This is a genomic window from Pontibacter sp. CAU 1760 (assembly GCF_054482735.1).
The window spans coordinates 86104-107665 of record NZ_JBTLRL010000007.1 but is presented as its reverse complement, the minus strand read 5'-3'; the positions used below and the strand labels follow the sequence as shown (position 1 = coordinate 107665).

The window sequence follows — 21562 nt, the reverse complement described above, 5'->3', positions numbered from 1 at the left end:
ATGACTTACTAATATATAAACTGGTGCGGCATACTGTTTAGTATATCCTTACGCTAGTTCTAATAAAACCGGGCAATGGTCTGAGTGCCTGGCTTCTGTGAGGATAGCGGCACGCTTTAGCCTGTGGCGCAGGTTTTCGGTTGCCATGTTATAATCAATACGCCAGCCAAGATTTTTGTTGCGTGCTCCGGCCCTGTAGCTCCACCAGGTATAATTGTGCGGCTCCGTGTTAAAGTGCCTGAACGAATCTATAAACCCGCTTTCGATGAACTCACTCATCCATGAACGCTCCTCCGGCAGAAAGCCAGAGCTGTTGGCATTTGACTTCGGGTTATGGATATCGATGGGCTGATGACATATATTATAGTCCCCGCAGATCACGAGCCCGGGCAGTTGGTGCTTCAGTTCGTGCACATACTGCTTAAAATCCCTCAGCCACTCAAATTTGAATCCCTGCCGATGGTCGCCGCTAGACCCGGAGGGCATGTATACGCTCATCACAGACACATCTTCGTAGTCAGCCCGCAGCACCCGCCCCTCTTGGTCGTAGCACTCCATGCCACACCCTACTTCTACGTGCTTTGGTTTGGTTTTGGTGAGGATTGCCACGCCGCTATACCCTTTTTTTATAGCCGGGTGTAAGTATACATGGTATCCCATCTCCTCAAAAACAGCCTTGTCGAATTTCGTTTCGTCGGCTTTGATTTCCTGCAGGCACAGCACATCGGGGTTAGCAGCCTGTAGCCACTCGGCAAAGCCCTTGGTGAGCGCGGCACGGATGCCGTTCACATTATAAGTGATGATTTTCATTTGTTGTGTGCGTATCTCGTATGGCGTAGAACGTAGCACGATGTTCAGGTAAGTAACTTCTTCCGGAAGCCAGGCCATCCTTATGGAGCTGAAGAATATAAACTGCCTTTTCGTAATTTATAACAGCCTTACATAGAAGAGTCGTGATACTTGCTACGAGTTACATGATACGGTTTAAAATTCCTCAGATTGGTTAAAGTACTCGATTACATGCCACTTCAGCATGTTTTCCTGCTCGCGCAGGTTAGCAAACGGAATGGGCTTCAGGGCGACATAATGCGGCCAGCCCTCCTCATCGGTGCCCGACAGCTCGTAATAGCCCGACAGGCTAAAGACCTTGCAAGTGGCAATATGCATGAGGTCCTGCTTCTCCTCCTTGGTGAACTCCCGGATCCCCCTGCCCAATTCCTGAATACCAATCAGGAAAAGGATCGCATTCATGTCCGGCTTTTTACCGAACTGCTTCATCAGCATGGCGCGCAGCTGAGTCCAGTTGTGCTCTAAATTATCAGAATCGAATTGCATAACTAGATTGTTAACTGTGAAAGTCAGTTGTTAATGCCAGTGGTTTTTATCAACCCATCGGCTTTAACAACCAGCTTTTAAATTTACTTGGAGCTTCCGCGCTCTTTCAGTTCCTCCCAGTATTCCACGGCTCTCCTGAAATGCGGGATCACGATGGAGCCGCCCACTAGGTTAGCGATAGAGAATACCTCCATCATCTGCTCGTCGGTCACGCCCTCGTCAAAGCACTTGCCCACATGGTATTTAATGCAGTCGTCGCAGCGTAGGACCATAGAAGCCACCAAGCCCAGCATCTCCTTCGTTTTCACGTCCAGGGCGCCGTCGGCGTAGGTATTGGTATCGAGGTTAAAAAAGCGCTTGATAACTTTATTGTCATAAGACATGATGCGCTCGTTCATGCGCGTGCGGTAATCGTTGAAATCTTCTACTAAGCTCATTATTTTTTCTGCTAGGTACGTAAAGCCTTGATAGGTTAATTATTGACACGAAGTTAACTAATATCCCTTAAACCATGGTTCCCGGCCAATGTTCGAAGACCTGATTTCGTTATTGTTTCCGCGGAGTTGCTATGCCTGTAGCACTGCCCTTGCCCGTGGCGAAAAGTACATTTGCACCAGTTGCAGCATCAAGCTGCCTTATACCGATGTGCATCTGCTGGGTGCTGCGGAGCAGAATCCGCTGCAGCGCCGCTTTTGGGGGAAAGTACGGGTGCGCTATGCCTTTGCTTACCTGCACTTTGTACCTAAAGGACGTGTTCAGCGGCTTTTGCATAAACTGAAATACAAAGGAGCGCAGGAACTCGGCGAGCATTTGGGGCAGCGTTACGGTTCCCTCCTCTCCGACCACGCCTATGCCACGCACTTTGATGTGGTAGTGCCGGTGCCGCTACACAGGTATAAACTGCGCCGGCGTGGGTATAACCAAGCCGAAAGCTTTGCAAGGGGATTGGCCAAAGCGATGCAACTGCCTGTAGCGGGACATGCTTTGTACCGGGCTATCCATACCTCCACCCAAACCCAAAAAAGCAGGATGGACCGATGGGAGAACGTAGCCCAGGTATTTCAGGTGCTGCACCCGGAGCAGGTGAAGGACAAGCGAATTTTGTTGGTGGATGACGTGATGACCACCGGGGCTACCTTGGAGTCCTGCACCGTGGCGCTACTGGCGGCAGGCGCTGCCGAGGTAAGTATAGCGACTATTGCCGCTGCTTAAAACTAATGGCATACTGTAAATGGTAAGCCTAAAAAATTAGCTTAGCAGAACATATTTCTGGCCTTCCACCATAGGCGACTTTCCGGATTGTTTCTAACCACCACCTCACCCAGCGGCATTAGTTCTTCGGGGCTGCAGCATCCCTAAACCCAGTGTCTTAGCAGACGTCAAATCAGTTTCATGTCGAGCGGAATAAATCGTACATACAGTACTTTGATGAAAGCGGACTTATGCGTTAAATTTTTAGAAGAGAGTTCGAAGTTTCCGGCAACAGCTGTGATGGGGGCCTGTGTCGCTGCCTTTTACTCGGAGGGATGCGCTTTGTACTGGCAGAAGAAAGTCACCTGCTGTGTAATAAACCCGACCTGTTACACTATACTTATTTGTGGAATCTGGAGACGCAGCAGGAATTACACAAGGGTTAGCATTTGGTTCAGTTTGTGTAAATGTGGGAGCCGCCTTATACTGGGCAAAGGTGGCAGGCGTAATAAAACTAAGCCCCGCCAGGGCAAGCAGTTTGAACAAAGACGATTTAGAAGCTGGCTCAAAGGTATACGTTTTGAGTTGTTGCAGCTGGAAAAGGCCCCATACCTTACTCGGGTCTGAAATACGCCTTAAGCCCCCGGTCATTTAATCCCGAAGAGTCCACCACTTGCTTTTGGCAGCCTACGCAAAATTTCTCTGCAGCCACTGTCGGCATGCCTGGCCAACAGCGGAGCAAGGATTTTTGATTCTGAGCGTCAGGTAACGTTTCACGCTTTTGGGTATAGCTGTCAGAGTACTTTAAGTGTTACCTGCTCCAAGTAAGCCACCCAAAGTTAAATTCAGGTGGCTATACCCACATAGCTCAATTTGTCTGCTCCCGATGGACGTCTGAAAGGCTAGGCTCGGCATACTCTATTTCCTCCTGCCCCTCCAGTTCATCAAGCTTTTCTTTAACTATAGCATAGTTCACTGTAAGCGGTATTTCCAAAACAAAAAAGTCTTCATTAACCTCCACCGAAACACAATTCAAAAGAGCAAAGTGCTTTCGGAGTTCCAGCAACGGGGTTTCCTCATTTTGCCGAATCACCTGCACCGTGGAGTTTCCGGACGGTGTAACCGTTTCCTGGTATAGCAGCCCCTCCGCCATTTGGTTATAGGTCGCTCGCACTACATCCTCGGTGGCAATAAGCGGGATATAAAACGGGATGCTGTCGATTTTATATAACCCTTGGGAGGCATCTATTTCTGTGGCCCATAGCGTTTCAGTGAGCTCCCTGCCAAACAGCTCGCTATGGAAACGGAAAATGATTTTGTGGACTTGTTGTTCTTCACTCATGGTTGATGGTGATAATGTTAAAGCAAAAAGCCCGGAACTGCTTCCGGGCTTTTTAATATTCAAAGAGAAAGTTGCTGCTTACTTGTTAGAGCCAGCGTTGATCATAGCGCAACGGAATCCGATTGTGGCAGTAGATGAATCCTGAGCCATAAAGCGGCGAGTACCAGGAGACAACCAGTAAGCTACGTCTTTCCATGAACCGCCTTTGTAAACGCGCACCTCGTTGTTTACCAGCGAGTGGAAACCTTCGCTGCTGTCGTAGTTCTCTGTTTCATCCAAGTAACCGTCTCTGCGGAAAGGGTTAAGGTCTTCTACATCCTGATAAGAAAGCGGACGGTAGATATCCTGCACCCACTCGTTCACGTTACCAGCCATGTTATACAAACCAAAGTCGTTTGGTGGGTAGCTATAGATATAGTCCGTAATCATGGCGCCATCGTTAAGCGAGCCAGCTATACCGGCATAGTCACCGCGGCCACGCTTAAAGTTAGCCATGAACTTACCCATCTGCTTGCCATACGGGTTACGTACCTGATGGCCGTCCCAAGGGTAAAGGCGACGGTTGTTCTGGTTTTCGTCCTCAGAGTATTGTGTGCCGATCATGGCTTGGGCTGCATACTCCCACTCTGCCTCTGTTGGGAGACGGTAGTTCGGAAGCACTAAGCCAGATTCGATGCCAGGAGCAGCAGTATCTTCTGTGGTCTCTGTGTCAGAGCCACCGCGACGGCCAAAAAGGCCTCTGCGCTTGCCGCCTCCATTTGACTGCTTCGCGAAGTTCTCATTCACCTTCGCGGTGCGCCAAGTACAGAAATCGTTTGCCTGCAGCCAGCTTACGCCTACTACCGGGAAGAAACGGAAACCAGGGTAGCGCAGGTAATACGTTACGTATGGGTCGTTAAAAGAAAGCTGACGAGACCAAACCGTGGTGTCAGGCAAAGCTGCCTGGTAAACCTCCGGGATAGAATCCTTTTTCAGGTAATGCAAATACTCCAGCCAGTGGATGTTTGCCACCTCAGTCTCGTCCATATAAAAGGAAGCCACCGTTACGGTACGCTCTATATTATCGCGGGTAAGGGCGATATCTTCCTCCATGGAACCCAGCACGGTACGGCCACCTTCAATGAATACAAGGCCTGGACCTTCCGGGAACTCCGCATAATCCGGTACATCGAACGACTCCTCATCCTCCCCATACTCGATACCAGTGGCGCTACTGTAACTGCCAGGGTTCGTGCTGGTTGGCTGCCCTCCTTTAGAGCAGGATGTCAGGAGGAAACCCCCTACAACCGCAACTGATAAATACTTAATCAACTTCATAAGTCAGTACTCAAATAAAATAAGGTTGTTGTATCGGAATATATTGTGCAATTATAATTAAATTCAGAATGAGGGGCAAACAATGTTTCTGTTTAATTTAGCCCTTAAACCGCTTTTAAACAAATATTTAAAATCGGCTGGCGTCAAAACCAGTGAAATTTCGTTTGCACCGCCTGCCTCTGCACTAAAGCCTTGCAGCCCAACATCATGGCTATACCCTACCCGCACATTCGGGAGCTGCAAGCCTGCTATTACGGACAAGGTTTGGTCTTGGTTAGTTCCACTCGCTACCGGAACACCCCTATACACAAGTCCTAACGTAAAGGGTGTGTAATTAGTATACACGCCTAAGTCTAAGCGACTTGAATTTTGCTGGTACACGTAAGTTGCCGCAGGAGAAAAGCTGAACTCAAAAAGCTGGCCCTGCTCTTCGTAAGACCTCACGAAGAATTTATACCCGGCAATGGCCGTGAAACGCAGCGGAAGCTTCACCTCTTGGTTAAAGCCATACCCCGGCCTGTTGAGGTGCGCAACTGTCAGGCCGGTCCAAAGCCTGTCGGTATAGGCCAGGCCGCCAAAAGTAAAGTCAAGATACGAGCTCGGTTCAAAACTGTTGGCCTCTGCCGACGTAACCGCAACCATGCCATTGTCGCTCAGCTGGTCACCAAAAACCAGGTTGTCGTAATTAACGCGCAAGGAGGCAACCGAAGCCTGCAAGCCCGCAGATAAAGCCCATTGCTGGTTCAGGTTGGTATGATAGGCATAGCCGCCCGAAAGCTGCCATTTCTGCAGGCCGCCCACACCCGCGCGGTCTTGCTGCACCAACAAGCTCACGGCGCTCTTAGTGCCGGCTATTCTGTAGCTGCCGGCTAGTTGGTTGGTAACGAAGGACCCGTTTAGGGCTGGCCATTGGTTGCGGTGCGACAGGGCTACGTTTACCGCGGTGTTGATCCCGGCGAAGGCCGGGTTCAGGTACAAGCTGTTTGCGTACTGTTGGGTGAACAGTGCGTCCTGCGCCTTAGCGGTAAAGGCCAGGAGACAGCCCAGGTATAGCAGCGTAATTGTTTTCATTCTAATGCTTAATGCAACCATTCTAACCTGAAAGTCATCTGAAGCAGTATATAAGTTGGTGTAGTATGCGCAATTTAGCACGGTTTTAGCTATAATTTACTTGTAATCTTTCAGTATTCAGAAAGTACCCACCGAAATCATGAAACACATGAAAAAAGTAGCCATTGGCTTTTCCATATTTCTGGCGCTGCTGTTGCTTTTAGCGGCACTGGTGCCTGTGCTGTTCAAAGATAAGATCAAGCAAGCCCTCGACAAAGAAATTGCCCAAAGCATCCATGCAGAAGTGCTGTATGAGACAGATGACGTGAGCCTGTCCATTTTCCGGGACTTCCCTAACCTGACGCTAGGCGTAGACAACCTTTCCGTTATCGGCAAGGACTCTTTTGCCACCGACACGTTGGCGCGCATCCCTGCCTTTCGGATGGAACTGAACCTGATGAGCGTAATTTCGGGGGATGAGCTAAAAGTGAACGCTATCACTTTAGACGAGCCCGTGATAAGGCTTATTGTGTTAAAAAGCGGCAAGGCCAACTGGGATATCTTTATACCGGATTCTACCCTCACAGACACCGAGGCAGATTCTGCCAGCGATTTTAACATGGCTATCAAAGGCTGGAAGGTGAACAGTGGAACGCTTTTTTATGATGACCTCAGCATTCCCTTCGGCTTTGCGGCCTACAATGTGAACCATAGCGGCAGCGGCGATTTTGAAAAAAACGTGTTCGATATGGTGTCTGAGACAACGGCAGACCGCTTTACGATGACATACGATGGCACAAACTACCTCGAAAATGCCAAGCTGAAAGCCGATGTCACCATGGCCATGGACCTCGACAAATCGCTTTACACCTTTAAAGACAACGATATCCGCATCAATGAATTCCCTTTTAAGTTTGATGGCAGTATCCTGATGCCTGAGGAGGCGATTGACATGGACCTGGCTTTTACCGCTACTGAAACGGATTTTCGTAATGTGCTGTCGGTGGTGCCGGGTATGTATAGCGAGCAGTTCGGGGACATCAAAACCAGCGGGAAACTGAGTTTTGAGGGATATGTGAAGGGCCGCATGCTGGATACCCTGATGCCGGGGTATGGCGTGGACCTGAAGGTAATGGAGGGTATGTTTAAGTACCCCGATCTGCCGGAAGCCGCCCGCAACATTAACGTGGACATGAGCGTGAAGAGCCGCGATGGTCAGTTGGCCAACACAGACCTGGCTATTCGTAAATTCCGCCTTGACCTTGGTAAGAACCCCATAGACGCTCGCCTGGTTGTAAATGGCCTTGATTCTGTAATGCGACTGGATGGCAACGTGAAGGCGAACGTGAACCTGGCAGAGATCACTAAGGTGTTCCCCGTGGAAAACATGACGCTTCGTGGTCTGCTGAAAGTAGACGCAGATGCCAAGGGCACTTATTCCAAAGCCAGCATGCCGGTCATCAGCGCAGACCTGAACCTGACAGACGGTTATATAAAATCCAAAGACTTTCCGGCTCCGATCCAGAACCTGAACATGGTAACCAATATCCGGAACACCACCGGCAACACCGACGATACCCGCATCAACATCCAGCGCTTTAGCATGCTGCTGGACGGCGAGCCGCTGGAGGGCAACATGCTGGTGCAAGGCATTGATCAACCCGCTTTTGATGGGCGCATCAAGGGAATCCTGGACCTGACCAAGCTCACGAAGATATTCCCGCTGGAGAACATGACGCTTTCCGGGCGCATTAATGCAGATGTAGCAGCCAAGGGCAAGATGAGCGACATTGAGGCTGAAAAATACAAAAACGTGACGGCTAAGGGTAGTATGGCCGTGAACGACCTGCGCTTTGTGAGTCAGGACATGTCACAGGGTATAAAGATAAACAAGGCGGATGCCACCTTCAGTAACGAGCGCATTAACCTCCAGAACATGAGCGGTAGCCTGGGCCGCAGCGACATACAGGCCAGTGGCAGCGTGTCGAACTACATAGGGTATGCCCTGGCGGATGACCAACCTTTGCGCGGCACCTTTAACCTCCGCTCAAACCAGTTTGACGTGAACGAGTGGATGGTGGACGAGAATACCGGGGAGCCAGTGGACGATGCGGGCACAGAGGGCGTGGTGGAAGTGCCTGCCAACCTGGATGTGGCCCTGAACATTGATGCCAAAAGAGTATTGTACAATAACCTGAAGCTAGACAATGTGAGCGGCCAGGTGCAGGTAAAGGACAAGGTGGCCCGGCTCAATAACGTAAAATTCAACACCTTGGGCGCATCCTTTGCCACCAGCGGCAGCTACAACACGCAAAACCTGCAAAAGCCGTTGTTCGACATGAAGCTGGACATTAATGAGCTCAGCTTCAAAGAGGCGTTTAACTCCTTTAACACCATCAAAGTGCTGGCCCCGATAGCCGCCGTGCTGGAAGGCAAGTTCTCAACCAACTTTGCGTTTGCCGGAGAGCTAGCAAAGGACATGACCCCTGTTTTCCAGACGCTGGATGGCTCCGGCGTGATCAATGTGTTGCGTGCGGCAGTGGGAAATGTAGCCATCGTGGATAAGATCACGAGCCTGACCCGACTGGATGAGCTGAAGAAATTCGTGATCGAGAATAAGCGGATAGACGCGGAGATCGTGAACGGCAGCCTTGTCATAAAGCCTTTTGATTTAAGCGTAGGTAACGTGGAGATGAAGGTAGGCGGCTCTAACAACGTAAACGGGCAGATAGACTATGTCACGGCGCTGAACGTGCCTACGGGTAAAGTGGGCCGCGAACTGAATACCCGCCTTTCGAGCCTGCTAGGCAACGAAAGCCTGGCTGCTTCAGAGCGGGTGACGCTGAACCTGAACATCGGCGGCACCGTGACCGACCCGCGGGTGTCGCTGGTGGGCGGCTCTGTGAAAGAGCAGGCAGCCGATGTGGTGCAAACCGTGGTGAAGAACAAACTGGATGAGGCAAAGCAACAACTAGAGCAGCGCAAGCTGCAGCTACAGGATAGCGTGCAGAATGAGCTGAACCGCCGGAAGCTGGAGGCAGAGCAGAAAGCCCGCGAAGCCCTGGAGAAAAAACGGCTGGAAGCCGAGCAGAACATCAAAAAGCAGGCAACCGACAGAGTTGGAGGCTTCCTGAAGCAACTAACCAAACCAGCCACAACCCCTGCCGATACGGCTAAAACGGGGAATTAAGAGGCTGCTCGAAGACCATTGACTTAAACTGTAGAAGTGCGCTGTTGTGGAGCGTATCATGCAGTGCCTGCAAACCTGTATAGGCCCAGCCTTATGTTAAAGGTGGCAGGCGAAGGGAGTTCATCCTTTGGCGAAGGCCTTGCTTGCAGTATCCCCTTTCTCAGGCTTAAAATGTATTATAAGCCTGAGAAAGGGGATTTAGTTTAAAACTACAGAACAAATCAGCAGGAAGCATATGGATGAGGTAAAAGAATTTTCGGTGATTACCTGCCCAGTGTGTGGGTATAGCAAAGAAGAAAAGATGCCCACAGATGCGTGCCAGTACTTCTATGAGTGTGAGCAGTGTAAGGAAGTGCTAAAGCCCAGGGCTGGCGATTGCTGTGTTTACTGCTCCTACGGTACCGTGCCCTGTCCACCAATCCAGCAACAGAAAAGCTGCTGCTAGGCTAAGCCCCAAAGGAAAAGCAATTATTGCGTTATACCTGCTTTACCAGGAGTACAAGAAAAGAAGTCTGCAAGCGATATGCGCTGCAGACTTCTTTTCTTTTTTGAACAATAGATATAAGATTGTACAACCTTTATCCGTTCAAACGTATACAAGTCGCAATATTAGCGTTCTTGAATTTATATTTAATACAATTTATATGATCAAAAAATATATCCTCCCTTGCCTGCTGACCGGCCTGATCGGGTTTGCTTCCTGCGATAACGACAAAGACATGAACACGGGCACCGCTAAGATGGAGGTCAGGATGACGGACGCTCCGGGTGACTATGCTGAAGTGAACGTGGATATCAAGTCGGTGCAGATACACAAGGATGCCGGTGATAACAACTGGATTACCTTGGATGAGATTCACCCTGGCGTGTATAACCTGCTGGATTTTGCGAACGGCCGCGATACCCTGTTGGCGAGCGCTAACCTGCCGGCGGGACGCATCTCACAAATCAGGTTGATCCTGGGCGAAAACAACTCGCTGAAACTGAAAAATGGCACCGTAACGCCCCTGAAAACACCGAGCGGCCAAAGCTCCGGCGTGAAGCTGCAACTCAATGCCGATCTGGAGCAGGATGTGACGTATGTGGTGCTGCTCGATTTCGACGCGGCAAAGTCTGTCGTGGCAAAAGGCAACGGGCAGTATAACCTGAAGCCGGTGGTGCGCACCATTACCCAGGCTATTGCAGGCGGTATAAAGGGAAAAGTAACGCCAGCCACTTACAAGCCGGGTATTTATGTGATCTCTGCCGCGAACGATACCATCGGGGGGTATGCCAACACCAACGGCGACTTCCTGATCAAAGGCGTGAAAGCGGGCACGTATGAAGTGAAGTTTTATACCGAAAACGGTGCCCACGATAAGACAGTGGAAAACGTGAGCGTTACCCAAAATCAGATCAAGGATTTAGGAACTGTCGAGTTAACCCACTAAGCTATACCTTCCTGTAAGCGTTAAGCTGCCGGATTACAAGCGAGTTCTAAAAGCAAAAGGGCCTTTCTGTTAGAAAGGCCCTTTTGCTTTTAGAAAAATCTAATATCTAGCGTCTAATATCTAGTGTCTTAAAAAAGAGTCTTAAAATACCTGGCCCATCAGTTCGCGTACATAGGTCACGTAATCTGTGTTGGGAGGGGTATGGCCGTTCTTGCGCAGGTCAGTGGCTGTCTGGGCACGGTGGTAGGTGGCGTGGTTGAACGCGTGCGTCAGGATGTCGAGCACGCGGGTGCTATACTGGTTGCCAAGGCTGTTGCTGTAATCAATAAGGCGGTTAAACTCCGCTTCGTCGGCGTTCTGGGCCAGCTCCGCGATTTTATACGAAGAGTACTCGTGCAGCTTCTTTAACTCCTCCAGGTCGTGTTCCTGCCATACCTTCACGGGGCTCTCAGTGCCGGTGATGCGGGCAATCCAGATCGCCTGCGCGTTCAGGGCGTGGCTAAAAAGGCGGGCGGCGTTAGCCGGTATCTCTGGCAGGCTGCTGAACACATCCAGCATAGTTTTATTGGCCCAGATGTTATATTCTGATAAGTTTTTCAGTACGTCGTTTCCAGTCATGGTTAAATTATTGTTCTCGTTTATCTTCCCAAATTAAAGTTTCGTCTTTGCGCTGCTCGAAAAAGTCAGGGCAGCGCCCGTCTCCCCGGCCGGTTATGCCGCCGTCAGGCTCGCACAGCACGTTGCCATACATGTCATACAGCTTGCTGGGGATGTCGCAGCAGCGGCCTGTCAGGTAGTATACCTCCTGCTCGTTATAGGTATAGCGGTATATCTTGGCGGGCGGGTCGGCGGTTTCGGCCACTTGCAGCTGTTGGATAAGCTGGTTCAGCCAGGGTGCCCCCTGCGCGTTGGCAGTGGCAGCCTCCGAAATCATCGGCGAAACACCTGGCTTACAGGCAGACAACCAGGTAGTTGCCAACAGCGGCAGGGTGAATAGAAGACGACCGGATTTTGCCATTTTGTTTATGTTTAGCGGGCAAAGATACTAAACGACCACTTATATATAAACTTTACCTATAATCTGTTTACGAAGGCCAGCCAATAAGGCACGAAAATGATCAGGCCCACAACTGCCGTAGTGATAGCCGCCATCAGCACTGCCCCAGCTGCCATGTCCTTGGTTTTGCCTGCCAGCACATGGTAATCCGGTGAGACGAGGTTTGTTAGGGTCTCGATGGCAGTATTGAAGATCTCGGCCATCCATACCAGCCCGATGCATAGCAAAAGGATGCACCAATCGGTGCGCGTCACCTCAAACCAGTAGGCCATACCGATCACCAAAACGCTGGCCAGTACGTGCAGGTGCATATTCGCCTCGCTCCGGAAAACCGCGAACATTCCTTTGAAGGCGTAACGGAAGCTGTTGTACCTGACAGAGAATACGGATGGTTTGGGCATAACTGAGGGTGTCTTGGTAATGTGTGATTGCTTTTTTACAGCAGTGCGCTGCTTAATGTTATTTCAGCGGATAGAATGAGAATTTTAAGCTATACCTTCCCTTGCTCCGCATGGTGAGCAAGCTCCAGCAGCACATCGTAGTAAGGCCTTTGCAGCATCTTGGCCCGGAGCCAGGCATAGAAGCTCAGCGCCTGTATATCGGTTCTCTCAAAGGAGGTAAACTTCAGGATGTGCTGCACATGGTAGATAAACTCCGGCTTATGTATGAGTTCAGGATGGTCTACCAGTTCCTTGATCAGGTGCAGGTAGTGCTTCACGTTCACGTAGGCCGGCTCGTTCCAGAGATCGCTGAAGGCCCGCTCAAAGGCCCGGACTTTGTTCAGCACCAAATCTACATTGCCCAACTCATACTGCAGAATCAACTCCCCGAGGTTCTTCTTCAGTACCCACTCGCGGCCCATCTTTCCTTCGCACCACTTGTCGGAGCGCTTGATGCTCAGCAGCAGCCGGTTGGCTTTCCCGAAGGCCTCCTGTGCAAAATAATTGAAGCTAAGGCCCAGTTGGGCAGTCAGCAGATCTTTGGTGCCGAGCACGATTTTGTTGCTGTACAGCAGCTCCTCCATCAGCACAATGGCCTCCGGGTTGCGGCGCTGAAACACCAGGTTGGCCACCATCAGGAAAATATAGCGGGGGTAAAACGTGGCGTAGTTGCTATTGCCCTCCCCCACCATGCTCTCGTGCAGCAAAGCCAGGTAGCGCATCGACTCACTGAACTTCTTGTTGCGGTACAGCACGTGCGCGATCATGTACAGCAGGCTGAGTTTGTAATACTGATGCGCTTTCTTGAAGCCATATCGTTCCTCCGCCTCGTGGTACTGGCTGATGATATAAGGTTCGAAGGAAAGAAAATCCTTTCGGGCCAGGATGGCGCTTCGGGTAATGGACATGAGCTTGTAGAGTAGCGAGGGCCGCTTGCTCACGGCCTCCGACAAGTGGTAGGTGCGCAACACGTCCTGAATGATATTGTCGAAATGGAGGTCGGTGCCCTGTTGGCGCACAGCCTGCAGGCGCTGGTTGATGATGCTGTTGGCAATGTTGGCCCGCTCGTCCTCGTCGGCGATCTGCTTGTTCAGGTTCCGCTTCCGGATAATCTCGTCCAGTGGGTCGGCAAACTCGTTGTCTGATTTCTCTATCTGGAGGTTGTACACGGCATTCAGGAGGTCGTACTGCTCGTTGGCTTGCGCCAGGCTCTCGGCTTTGCGCAGGTGCGCCCATGCCTGCTTGTCTGCCCGGGCATCGAACAGGTAGCGGGCCAGCGACAGCATCCCCATAATGGAGGAGGCTGCCGTGACATCCTCCTCGGTGCGCTTCAGCAGGATAAAATCGGTGAGGTGCCGCAGCAAGCGCTTGCGGAGGGCATAGTAGGCCACAGGGTTAGGCTTGTCCGGGTATAGTCTGTCGATCAGTTGGGCCGGGGTATAACTGCGGGTTTGCAGCAGCAACTGGTAAAGCGCCAAATCCTTGCGGTGCTTCTGCTTTTTCTGGCGCTTGATAAATACGGCAAGTTCCCGCTTGTCGTCTTCTGAGAGCGTGTTCAGGGTTATCTTGAGGTCATCCATACCTGTTGCGGCAATTCTTTCTCCTTTCTTGAGCCAATTTCTAAATATAATTCACTTTTTGTAAAGTCTGATAATTATTATTTAAATGGCTGCTAATAAATGATATATGTTATATATATTGTTATATTAAAAGTCCTTAAAAGTTCTATGTTAGCTTTACTTCAGCTGCTGCGGTACGCTACCTTTACTTCATCAAAGCACAAAAAAACTTAACTGTAACAAAGTAAATTACTATGAAGAAGCTCGGATTACTATTAATTGGAATGATGTCCGCGTCGGTGTGCCAGGCACAGGACGTGCTGACAAAGCGTAACGGGGATGAGGTACTGGTAAAGGTGCAGGAGATCAGTCCGGATGCCGTCAAATACAAGCGGTTTGATAACCTGGACGGGCCTCTCATTTCGATGGCGAAGCACGATGTGTTTATGATCAGGTATGAGAACGGCACGAAGGAGGTGTTCAACCAGGCGCCACCACAACAACCTGCTGCCAGGTATAACCAGGGGCAAGCGAACCTGAAACTGGCCGGGCCGCGTGTGGGCTTCACCATCCTGAGCCAGAAGTACAGCGATAACATCCGGGAAGAGTACGGCACAGACGTGAACAGCTTCATGACGCAGTTTGGCTGGCAGTTCGAAACCCGCGTCTTCACCCTGGATAACGGCACCTCCGGCCTCTTTGAGTTTGTGCCACTGGTAGGCGGCCTGGAGCAGGGCAAGTTTCTGCCAAGCCTGAGCGCCCTGATCGGTATAAGAGGCGCTAAGGGGCTGGAGTTTGGCGTGGGGCCGAATGTGTCGCTGGCTGGTGCCGGGCTTGTGATGGCGGTAGGTACCAACTTTCAGAGCCAGGGCGTGAACTTCCCGGTGAACTTTGCCTTTGCCCCATCTAACGACGGCGGCCGTTTCAGCATCCTCTTTGGGTTTAACTCTCGCAAATAAGCTACTGCAGACTTTCAGTTCATATCTAAACAACATATACGTATGAAAAAAAATCTATTACTCGTCCTGTGTTTGGTGCTGGTACGCGGAGCGTTTGGCCAAGACACAATTGTAAAGCGCAACGGCGATGAGGTCCTGGCGCGCGTCGTGGAAATCAACTTAGAAGGTATAATGTATCAGCATCCGGACTCTGTGGAGGGTATACTATACCAGATACCAAAGTCAGAGGTTTTTATGGTGCGTTATGCCAACGGGACCAAAGAGATGATGGCAGAAGCCGTGAGTCCGCAAAGCCTTGCAGCGCCTGCCACCCCAACGCAAATGTATGAACTCGGCCGGAAAGACGCTGAGACGTTGTATAAAGGCAAAGGGGCCATGTGGGGCTCGGCTGCAAGTAGCTTTATGTTTCCGTATGGTTTGGCCGGGTCTGTGATTATCGGGGCGGTACCCCCTAAGGCAGGGAGAAACCCTGTCTCCAACATCAACTACCTGACAGACCCGGATTATGTGAAGGGGTATGAGGACCGCGCGAAGAAGCGAAAACTAGGCAAGGCGGCAGCCGGTGCTGGCATCGGCTTCGGAGCCTTTACGGTAGTGGCGGCAGTGGCTACTGTGGTGCTGCTCAACTCCTGGCAGTAGCAGCACGCGGTAGTGCACGGATGCAGGTATGGTGCCCGTTCAAAAGCGGGCGGTCAGCTACGTTTCCGCAGCTGACCGCCTGTGCCTTGTTGCTATTCCAGCTTGTCGATCGGCACGAACTTCATGGAGAGGGAGTTGACGCAGTGGCGCACATTCTTCGGCGTCAGGTACTCGCCCTCGAACACGTGACCCAGGTGCGCGCCGCAGTTGGCGCAAACAATCTCGGTGCGCCTCCCGTCGGCATCGGGCACGCGCTTCACCGCCCCGGTTATCTCATCGTCGAAGCTTGGCCAGCCGCAATGCGACTCAAACTTGTACTCGGAGGTGTAAAGCGGGTTGTTGCACTGCTTGCACAGGTACACCCCCTCCGCTTTGTTGTGCTCATACTCGCCGGTGCCGGGGTACTCTGTGCCTTTGTGCAAGATAATGCGGGCTTCCTCTGGCGTTAGCTTGTTATACTCTGATGGGTCTTTCGCTATTTTCATAGGGCTTTATTTTTATGCTTCCGGGCAATTGATTACCTGTATAAACCGGCAAAGGCTGAAAAGGGTTTGCCGAATTTGCAGTGGCTGCCGCTGCTGTCTCTTATCTCAACTACTTTTGTTTCAAAATTAACGTCTATTAGGCTTGGCAGCGGCTTGCTGCCTCACAAGGGCCATACAGAAATTGCGGCGGCTATGTCTGCCTGTTCCAGCGGCTGCTCGACCAGGTGCGCTGCTGGTCCGGGTTCAGGAAGGTCCAGGCAAGCACGCGGCTAATTTTGTTTCCCTGGGCCATCGGGATGGTTTTCACATCCACAGCGCCCGCCTTTGTCAGGGCACTGTAGGCACCTTTCAGATTAGCCTGCTTGGAGATGAGCGTGGTAAACCAGAAGCAGGACGTGGCAAACTGCCTGCTCTGGTAGATCATGTCGTTCACGAAACGGCTCTCCCCGCCCTCGCACCATAGTTCTGCCTTTTGGCCGCCAAAGTTAAGCGTCGGCTTATTTATCTTTTTTTGTTGCAGGTTGCTTAGTTTACGTACCGTTCCTGCCTGGGCCTCGGCCAAAGAGGCATGGAACGGCGGATTGCAAACAGTCAGGTCAATCGACTCGCCAGGGTGAATGATGCCTCTGAAGATGTCTTTAGGGTTTGGCTGCAGCCGCACCGTCACGCTGCCGCTCAGCGCTGGGTTTGCCGCCGCTATCTGCCGCGAGTTCTGAACGGAAACAGGGTCAATGTCAGCGCCAATAAACGACCAGCCATACTCCTGTTGCCCAATGATAGGATATACCGCACTCGCTCCCACGCCCACATCCAGACAAGTGATTTGTCTGCCCTTAGGTATTTTGCCTTGGTTAGAAGCAGCCAACAAGTCGGCCGCATGGTGTATGTAATCGGCTCTGCCGGGAATGGGCGGGCAAAGGTAATTCTGGGGAATGTCCCAGTGCCGGATGCCATAGAAATGAGACAGCAGCGCCTTGTTCAGCGTTTTAACCGCCTCCGGGTCAAAGAAGTCAACCGAGGCGTCGTTATACTCATTCACCCTCACGAAGGGTCTCAGCTCCGGACAGCTTTTTATCAACTGCTCGAAGTCGTAACGTTCCCGGTGTTTGTTGCGGGGGTGCAGCCCAGCCTTTTCCTTGGGGTGGGATTTCTTCTTTTGGGGCATTAAGGGGTAGGATAAGTTGATTTGTGAAGTGCTAAGTTCTATCGAGACATGGCTTAAATTTTAGTGTAACTAGTTATTGCTGTCAAGTATCAAATTCTGATGTTTAAGCTGTTCGGAATTTGATAGATTTCAAGAAACTAGACAGGTATAAACGTTTGCAAAAACATTCAATTACCAAGTCCTACTTCGGTTGAGGAGGTAAGTGAAGATAGTATAAAAAGATGAATTCTACTAGGTACCCTCTTATCAGCATCTGTTTGCGCCTGGCAGTGCAGTCCCGCTTGTTCATATTTATAGTATTGCGAATCAGTTACAGAGCTAGCAATTTGGGAGTATAAACATAAACTTATGCTGTTCTCTGGGTCTAAGGTATGTGTAAATTCCTTTCCCAGCGCAACTGCTGCTTACTGCTGAAGGCGTGTGGCGATATCGTTGAAAGTAGCGAGCTGGTTGGCAATGTCCCTGGGCGTTACATTCTCCCGGAGGTCGAGGCGGGTATACACATGGATGTCAGACGGAATCATCTCCACTTCGACGGGTTTGCCAGCATTAGTTTTGAGCCCTTTGTAGATTAGCACCGCGCTTACCGGGTCTGCAGTTTCATCCGTTTCTGATTTATAAACCTTCAGGCTGGTGCCTTGCGGGAGCTTCATGCCTTTCTGCAGTGCTTGGCGCACTTTGTTGGTGAGGTTCCGCAGTTCCCGCAGCGTCTCGTAAGGGCGGTAATGGTACCAGTATTTGTCTTCGTCTGCCGTGTTATCCGCTTCAACGTACCCTAGCAAAGGGCCCACGACACCTACCAGCGTCAGTAACTTGTCAGCCGGAAGCACGATAGGGTCTACCAGGAAAATGTGTTTGGGCTTGATGTGCAAGGCAAAGTAGTCGCTGCTCAGCATCTCCAGCATGATGGCGCAGCCCGTTGAAGAGCCTGCCAAGCTGATATTCGTATACCCCGCCTCCTCCAGTCGCTCATATTCGTCTATCACAGGCTGCCGCCAGTCTTTCCAGGAAGCCGCCTTAAACGATTGATAGTCCCGGCCATGCCCGCCCATCAGCACCTGCGAAATAGCGACATCCGTTTGACTGCCTGCCCAATCCCGGAACTCGTCCCACTCAAACGTAGAGGCGCTATACCCATGCACCGCAATCAATACAGGCTTTTGCGCTTCTTCGGGGCTTGGGTTCGGGTTTGCCAACGACACCAGATACTTTTCCGGCTGATACAACGACGGATCGAAGAGAAGTTCGCCATCCAGCATCTCGGCTGTTATGTCCGGGTCTTTATCGCAGGCTGCCAGTGCAAATAATAGGCAGCTCAGGAAGGCAAGTTGTTTTAGTTGCTTTTTCATCTCGCTAAAGCCCACATCAGGGAAAGCTGGTAAAATATAGGGTATAAGGTGCCCGGGCTGTCGGAGCCATCACCGGTTATTAGGTTAAGGCCTACTGAAGAAGCAGCCTTCGCCCTGGGCGTTATCCGGAGGCTCAAGCCTGTTTCCATTGCCAGCAAAGGCGAGGTGTTCTCCAGATTCTGAAAAATCTCAGATTCGTAGTCGGCATGAAACCAACCCGCATTTGCCTGTACATAGGGTTGTAGCGCCCGCTCATGACGAAAAAGGTAAGCCACCGAAGCAAAAAGGATGTCTTGTTTCAGGGCGTTGGAGTTAGCGGCCGAGCCCAGTCGGCTCGTGACGTAGGTAAGCCCAAACTTCAGCCGGTTGTGCAGCAGGGCCGGGTGCGTTGCCTGTATGGTGGCCCCGTTCTCGTAGTATAGGTTCAGCGTTTTCTGCAAACGCACCCCCACCTCCAGTGTCGGACGCTGGCCATAGGCCGAAAGGCTAAAAAGCAGGAACAGCCAGCAACTGAGCAGCTTTCCGCCAGTTATTTTTTGATGCATATTAATTGATGATAAGACAGGTGCAGCGTTTTTTTCTTTACGTTAGAGAGTTAAAAAAATTTGCCTTTATAGCATATATTTTTGACATTTATCTAGGAAGGGATTGTGGTTCTGCAAGTTGGAGGGCGATGCTTTAGAAGGGCAGAAAACCACACGAATGCTGTTATACCCTTACCCTGATTATGCGGTTTCGCGGTGTAACTTTGCGTGTGTTGATGGGCGCTTATGCTTTTATACGGCTACTTCTGGCTCTACCCTGCTGGCAGAAAACCACATTAACTGATCAGGCCTTGGGTTCGAAGAGGATAAGCTCCACAAACCCTCCTTTTCTGATGATGGCTTTGTGTTTAGAGGCCTCTCCCGGGGCTATCCATACCCCGTCGCCTTTTTTGTAGTGCACTGTGGTGCCATCGAAGGCTATTTCCTTTGCCCCGTCCAGCACATACCCTGCGTGGCCTTTCGTGCACCACTGCTCCTCCACAAAATCATCAGAGAACCTCAGCCGCCGCATTCGGGCTTTGCCATCAGAAAATACTTTTTGGGCCACGCCTACAGCGGGCATTTCCCAAGGGGTATGCTCAAAATCCAGGCGGTGCGGCATGGACGGGGATGTATCAGTGGTGGTAAGAATGCCTAAAGCGGGCGGCAAGTTAAAAATATGTCGCTCGCTTTAGGCTATTTTGTGCTCAAGAGTGATATTAAAGACCTGATGTACTGGCTTCCAAGGGCTGTGTAACGGGGGCGCCTTTGATGGTATACTTCAAGAGCTTATCTCGGCTTTGCTGGTATTGCAGTTGGTTACCGTTTATAGGCACTTTGGTTTTTAAGACACCGATAGCGCCGCCAATCACAGCAGCAGCAGGCATATACATAATTCCGGCTGCTCCAACAAACGGATCTCCGGTAGCTTGCATAAGCGCCATGGAGAGTGCGAGTTCTGCTAGCGCTACTTGCCAAATGCTTCTGCCTACTTTCCCATCCTTACGGAATTTGAGATGCTTTATCGTGTTGATGTCTACCTCAACGAATGCAGCGCTTGTTGTTTCGGTTGTCGGGAATTGTGAAATGACAATTGACGAATCCTTTGTCTGGATGATGTAGCCTTTAATTACTGCGTTTGTGGCCATAGGCGATACCCAAACTTTATAGGGCCTTTTAGATTTAAAGATCTGGCTCTGCGCGGTTTGCCCTATCAGGCACAGCGCTATCAGAATAGCGAAAAATGATACTTTCATACGATACAAAAAAGTTAAAAAATGCTTTTAAAGTGGCTATCTGTTAACCTGTTCGATCGAGCAGTACGCAGTAGGTATGGTAAATATAGTACATTTAAATATATATATGATAATAATATACTATTTATGCAGCAAGAGAGCAGCTCTTTGGTGGGCTGCTCTCTTGCTGCATAAACTTGCTAACATGTTTGTTGTGCCGTATCCGCTCCGTCTTCTTGCCTTACTTAGCATAGGCTCCTGAGGAATAGGTAAGCTCGTAGCTATGCGTGTATACCTCGAACACAATCCCGAACGGGTCTTCGACATAGCACATTCTATAGGGTTTGTCGTTAGGGTAGTATTCCCTGATCGGCATTCTTTGCTTTCCTCCGGATGCCACTATTTTTTCTATCAGCTCCTCTATGTTTGGGTCCTGCACGCAGAAATGGAAGAGCCCGGTGTTAAAAGGGCTGAACGCCGGCGCTTCTTTCTTGCCGTGCGGAAATGAGAACAGCTCTACGCCGATGCCGTCGGAAGTAGCCAGGTGCGCGATATCGAACTCCTCCCAGTCTTCCCCAAACACGTCGATGCACATCTGCCCAATGGCCGTCTCTCTTTCCTTTTTCACCGTCGAGGGCTCCATGATGACATACCAACCCATCACATCAGCATAAAATTGAACGGCCTTTTTTATATCTGGCACAGTTAGCCCGATATGGGAGAATGATCGTGGGTAATTTGCTTGCGGTCTCATATTATTTTAAGTATTTGTCGTTCAAAATAACCGTATATTTAATTCATATACAATAACTTACCAAAAGGTGCTATATGTTACCAACAGAGTGAATTGTTGATAATGAGGCGCTTAGTAAAACAGATATGCCCAACGAACATTGCCCCCTCCACTATACCATGAACCTGATCGGCACGAAATGGAAGCCACTGGTTTTGTTTCACCTGCTCAAAGGCCCGCTGCGGTCGGGGGTGTTGCAGGGCAGCGTCCCTGAAATTTCTAATAAGATGTTTACGCAAACGGTGCGGGAGTTGGAGAAAGACGGGCTTATCAGCCGAGAGGTATTTCCGGAGGTTCCGCCGAAGGTAGAGTACGAGCTAACTGAAACCGGAAAATCGCTGGAAGCAATTCTGCTCAGTTTGGATGCTTGGGGAACTGAAATGGCAGCGCGCAGCTAACAGGCATAAATTCCTCGTATCCTGCAAGTTTGAGCGAAGCGGTAACTTGTGGGGAGTATGGCAGCAAGTTTTCAACTTGCTAAAGTATAGTTGTGAAAACTGTG

General features: G+C 50.5%; 24 protein-coding genes. 7 read left to right on the top strand and 17 right to left on the bottom strand.

Translation table 11 applies throughout. The features are described from left to right. Window positions 1-48 precede the first annotated feature (48 nt). From ACXYMU_RS11675 to ACXYMU_RS11665, 3 genes are all read right to left on the bottom strand, one after another. Window positions 49-810 carry an exodeoxyribonuclease III gene (locus ACXYMU_RS11675; protein ID WP_458986719.1) on the bottom strand — a complete coding sequence of 254 codons (762 nt, stop codon included), beginning with the start codon at window positions 808-810 and terminating at the stop codon, window positions 49-51. Window positions 811-984: 174 nt separating this feature from the next. Continuing rightward, the gene (locus ACXYMU_RS11670; protein WP_458986572.1) at window positions 985-1335 is read right to left on the bottom strand and encodes a hypothetical protein; all 351 of its coding nucleotides are present in this window, start codon (window positions 1333-1335) and stop codon (window positions 985-987) included. A gap of 83 nt (window positions 1336-1418) precedes the next feature. After that, window positions 1419-1772 carry a carboxymuconolactone decarboxylase family protein gene (locus tag ACXYMU_RS11665; RefSeq protein WP_458986571.1) on the bottom strand — a complete coding sequence of 118 codons (354 nt, stop codon included), beginning with the start codon at window positions 1770-1772 and terminating at the stop codon, window positions 1419-1421. A gap of 88 nt (window positions 1773-1860) precedes the next feature. Between ACXYMU_RS11665 and ACXYMU_RS11660 the strand changes: the two genes are divergently transcribed. After that, window positions 1861-2547, top strand: coding sequence for a ComF family protein (locus ACXYMU_RS11660; protein WP_458986570.1), 687 nt, complete (start codon window positions 1861-1863; stop codon window positions 2545-2547). 847 nt (window positions 2548-3394) lie between these two features. Here ACXYMU_RS11660 and ACXYMU_RS11655 read toward each other — a convergent pair. From ACXYMU_RS11655 to ACXYMU_RS11645, 3 genes are all read right to left on the bottom strand, one after another. Beyond that, window positions 3395-3868 carry a DUF4265 domain-containing protein gene (locus ACXYMU_RS11655; RefSeq protein WP_458986569.1) on the bottom strand — a complete coding sequence of 158 codons (474 nt, stop codon included), beginning with the start codon at window positions 3866-3868 and terminating at the stop codon, window positions 3395-3397. 78 nt (window positions 3869-3946) lie between these two features. Continuing rightward, window positions 3947-5185, bottom strand: coding sequence for a gliding motility lipoprotein GldJ (gene gldJ, locus ACXYMU_RS11650; protein WP_458986568.1), 1239 nt, complete (start codon window positions 5183-5185; stop codon window positions 3947-3949). A 63-nt stretch (window positions 5186-5248) separates the two neighbouring features. Beyond that, window positions 5249-6256 (bottom strand): PorP/SprF family type IX secretion system membrane protein, encoded by a 1008-nt coding sequence (locus ACXYMU_RS11645; RefSeq protein ID WP_458986567.1) that lies wholly within the window; start codon window positions 6254-6256, stop codon window positions 5249-5251. 139 nt (window positions 6257-6395) lie between these two features. Here ACXYMU_RS11645 and ACXYMU_RS11640 point away from each other — a divergent pair, with 139 nt between their 5' ends. The 3 genes from ACXYMU_RS11640 (at window position 6396) to ACXYMU_RS11630 (ending at window position 10855) form a co-directional block, all read left to right on the top strand. Beyond that, window positions 6396-9425 carry an AsmA-like C-terminal region-containing protein gene (locus ACXYMU_RS11640; RefSeq protein ID WP_458986566.1) on the top strand — a complete coding sequence of 1010 codons (3030 nt, stop codon included), beginning with the start codon at window positions 6396-6398 and terminating at the stop codon, window positions 9423-9425. 235 nt (window positions 9426-9660) lie between these two features. Beyond that, entirely contained in the window at window positions 9661-9870 is a 210-nt protein-coding gene (locus ACXYMU_RS11635; protein ID WP_458986565.1) for a GDCCVxC domain-containing (seleno)protein, read from the top strand. A gap of 199 nt (window positions 9871-10069) precedes the next feature. Beyond that, window positions 10070-10855, top strand: coding sequence for a DUF4382 domain-containing protein (locus tag ACXYMU_RS11630; RefSeq protein WP_458986564.1), 786 nt, complete (start codon window positions 10070-10072; stop codon window positions 10853-10855). Between the two features lie 141 nt (window positions 10856-10996). Here the strand turns inward: ACXYMU_RS11630 and ACXYMU_RS11625 are convergent, their stop codons facing one another. The 4 genes from ACXYMU_RS11625 to ACXYMU_RS11610 form a co-directional block, all read right to left on the bottom strand. Continuing rightward, window positions 10997-11473 (bottom strand): DinB family protein, encoded by a 477-nt coding sequence (locus tag ACXYMU_RS11625; RefSeq protein WP_458986563.1) that lies wholly within the window; start codon window positions 11471-11473, stop codon window positions 10997-10999. Window positions 11474-11480: 7 nt separating this feature from the next. After that, window positions 11481-11873, bottom strand: coding sequence for a DUF6970 domain-containing protein (locus ACXYMU_RS11620; protein ID WP_458986562.1), 393 nt, complete (start codon window positions 11871-11873; stop codon window positions 11481-11483). Between the two features lie 56 nt (window positions 11874-11929). Next, on the bottom strand, window positions 11930-12313 hold the full coding sequence (locus tag ACXYMU_RS11615; protein WP_458986561.1) for a diacylglycerol kinase family protein: 384 nt from the start codon (window positions 12311-12313) through the stop codon (window positions 11930-11932). Window positions 12314-12402: 89 nt separating this feature from the next. Continuing rightward, window positions 12403-13932, bottom strand: coding sequence for a hypothetical protein (locus ACXYMU_RS11610; RefSeq protein WP_458986560.1), 1530 nt, complete (start codon window positions 13930-13932; stop codon window positions 12403-12405). A gap of 233 nt (window positions 13933-14165) precedes the next feature. Between ACXYMU_RS11610 and ACXYMU_RS11605 the strand changes: the two genes are divergently transcribed. Continuing rightward, a complete protein-coding gene (locus ACXYMU_RS11605; protein ID WP_458986559.1) occupies window positions 14166-14870 on the top strand; it encodes a hypothetical protein in 705 nt (234 codons plus the stop codon). Between the two features lie 42 nt (window positions 14871-14912). After that, complete coding sequence (locus ACXYMU_RS11600) at window positions 14913-15509, top strand: hypothetical protein (RefSeq protein ID WP_458986558.1); 597 nt, start codon at window positions 14913-14915, stop codon at window positions 15507-15509. Between the two features lie 92 nt (window positions 15510-15601). Here ACXYMU_RS11600 and ACXYMU_RS11595 read toward each other — a convergent pair whose 3' ends face one another. From ACXYMU_RS11595 to ACXYMU_RS11565, 7 genes are all read right to left on the bottom strand, one after another. Beyond that, a complete protein-coding gene (locus ACXYMU_RS11595; RefSeq protein WP_458986557.1) occupies window positions 15602-15994 on the bottom strand; it encodes a methionine-R-sulfoxide reductase in 393 nt (130 codons plus the stop codon). Between the two features lie 190 nt (window positions 15995-16184). Next, the gene (rlmF, locus tag ACXYMU_RS11590; protein WP_458986556.1) at window positions 16185-17159 is read right to left on the bottom strand and encodes a 23S rRNA (adenine(1618)-N(6))-methyltransferase RlmF; all 975 of its coding nucleotides are present in this window, start codon (window positions 17157-17159) and stop codon (window positions 16185-16187) included. Window positions 17160-17563: 404 nt separating this feature from the next. Further along, window positions 17564-18508, bottom strand: coding sequence for an alpha/beta hydrolase (locus ACXYMU_RS11585; RefSeq protein ID WP_458986555.1), 945 nt, complete (start codon window positions 18506-18508; stop codon window positions 17564-17566). Continuing rightward, window positions 18505-19053, bottom strand: a complete 549-nt coding sequence (locus ACXYMU_RS11580; RefSeq protein WP_458986554.1) for a hypothetical protein — start codon at window positions 19051-19053, stop codon at window positions 18505-18507. The genes ACXYMU_RS11585 and ACXYMU_RS11580 overlap by 4 nt, the downstream gene beginning before the upstream one ends. A 283-nt stretch (window positions 19054-19336) precedes the next feature. Further along, entirely contained in the window at window positions 19337-19702 is a 366-nt protein-coding gene (locus ACXYMU_RS11575) for a hypothetical protein (protein WP_458986553.1), read from the bottom strand. 49 nt (window positions 19703-19751) lie between these two features. Further along, the gene (locus ACXYMU_RS11570; protein WP_458986552.1) at window positions 19752-20288 is read right to left on the bottom strand and encodes a hypothetical protein; all 537 of its coding nucleotides are present in this window, start codon (window positions 20286-20288) and stop codon (window positions 19752-19754) included. Between the two features lie 220 nt (window positions 20289-20508). Then, window positions 20509-21021 carry a lactoylglutathione lyase family protein gene (locus ACXYMU_RS11565; protein WP_458986551.1) on the bottom strand — a complete coding sequence of 171 codons (513 nt, stop codon included), beginning with the start codon at window positions 21019-21021 and terminating at the stop codon, window positions 20509-20511. A 125-nt stretch (window positions 21022-21146) separates the two neighbouring features. Between ACXYMU_RS11565 and ACXYMU_RS11560 the strand changes: the two genes are divergently transcribed. Further along, window positions 21147-21458, top strand: coding sequence for a winged helix-turn-helix transcriptional regulator (locus ACXYMU_RS11560; protein ID WP_458986550.1), 312 nt, complete (start codon window positions 21147-21149; stop codon window positions 21456-21458). Window positions 21459-21562 lie beyond the last annotated feature (104 nt).

Bases quoted from the DNA above. Each gene is read 5' to 3' on its own strand.
- ACXYMU_RS11675 (WP_458986719.1), bottom strand. From the start codon at position 810: ATGAAAATCATCACTTATAATGTGAACGGCATCCGTGCCGCGCTCACC.
- ACXYMU_RS11670 (WP_458986572.1), bottom strand. From the start codon at position 1,335: ATGCAATTCGATTCTGATAATTTAGAGCACAACTGGACTCAGCTGCGC.
- ACXYMU_RS11665 (WP_458986571.1), bottom strand. From the start codon at position 1,772: ATGAGCTTAGTAGAAGATTTCAACGATTACCGCACGCGCATGAACGAG.
- ACXYMU_RS11660 (WP_458986570.1), top strand. From the start codon at position 1,861: ATGTTCGAAGACCTGATTTCGTTATTGTTTCCGCGGAGTTGCTATGCC.
- ACXYMU_RS11655 (WP_458986569.1), bottom strand. From the start codon at position 3,868: ATGAGTGAAGAACAACAAGTCCACAAAATCATTTTCCGTTTCCATAGC.
- gldJ (WP_458986568.1), bottom strand. From the start codon at position 5,185: ATGAAGTTGATTAAGTATTTATCAGTTGCGGTTGTAGGGGGTTTCCTC.
- ACXYMU_RS11645 (WP_458986567.1), bottom strand. From the start codon at position 6,256: ATGAAAACAATTACGCTGCTATACCTGGGCTGTCTCCTGGCCTTTACC.
- ACXYMU_RS11640 (WP_458986566.1), top strand. From the start codon at position 6,396: ATGAAACACATGAAAAAAGTAGCCATTGGCTTTTCCATATTTCTGGCG.
- ACXYMU_RS11635 (WP_458986565.1), top strand. From the start codon at position 9,661: ATGGATGAGGTAAAAGAATTTTCGGTGATTACCTGCCCAGTGTGTGGG.
- ACXYMU_RS11630 (WP_458986564.1), top strand. From the start codon at position 10,070: ATGATCAAAAAATATATCCTCCCTTGCCTGCTGACCGGCCTGATCGGG.
- ACXYMU_RS11625 (WP_458986563.1), bottom strand. From the start codon at position 11,473: ATGACTGGAAACGACGTACTGAAAAACTTATCAGAATATAACATCTGG.
- ACXYMU_RS11620 (WP_458986562.1), bottom strand. From the start codon at position 11,873: ATGGCAAAATCCGGTCGTCTTCTATTCACCCTGCCGCTGTTGGCAACT.
- ACXYMU_RS11615 (WP_458986561.1), bottom strand. From the start codon at position 12,313: ATGCCCAAACCATCCGTATTCTCTGTCAGGTACAACAGCTTCCGTTAC.
- ACXYMU_RS11610 (WP_458986560.1), bottom strand. From the start codon at position 13,932: ATGGATGACCTCAAGATAACCCTGAACACGCTCTCAGAAGACGACAAG.
- ACXYMU_RS11605 (WP_458986559.1), top strand. From the start codon at position 14,166: ATGAAGAAGCTCGGATTACTATTAATTGGAATGATGTCCGCGTCGGTG.
- ACXYMU_RS11600 (WP_458986558.1), top strand. From the start codon at position 14,913: ATGAAAAAAAATCTATTACTCGTCCTGTGTTTGGTGCTGGTACGCGGA.
- ACXYMU_RS11595 (WP_458986557.1), bottom strand. From the start codon at position 15,994: ATGAAAATAGCGAAAGACCCATCAGAGTATAACAAGCTAACGCCAGAG.
- rlmF (WP_458986556.1), bottom strand. From the start codon at position 17,159: ATGCCCCAAAAGAAGAAATCCCACCCCAAGGAAAAGGCTGGGCTGCAC.
- ACXYMU_RS11585 (WP_458986555.1), bottom strand. From the start codon at position 18,508: ATGAAAAAGCAACTAAAACAACTTGCCTTCCTGAGCTGCCTATTATTT.
- ACXYMU_RS11580 (WP_458986554.1), bottom strand. From the start codon at position 19,053: ATGCATCAAAAAATAACTGGCGGAAAGCTGCTCAGTTGCTGGCTGTTC.
- ACXYMU_RS11570 (WP_458986552.1), bottom strand. From the start codon at position 20,288: ATGAAAGTATCATTTTTCGCTATTCTGATAGCGCTGTGCCTGATAGGG.
- ACXYMU_RS11565 (WP_458986551.1), bottom strand. From the start codon at position 21,021: ATGAGACCGCAAGCAAATTACCCACGATCATTCTCCCATATCGGGCTA.
- ACXYMU_RS11560 (WP_458986550.1), top strand. From the start codon at position 21,147: ATGCCCAACGAACATTGCCCCCTCCACTATACCATGAACCTGATCGGC.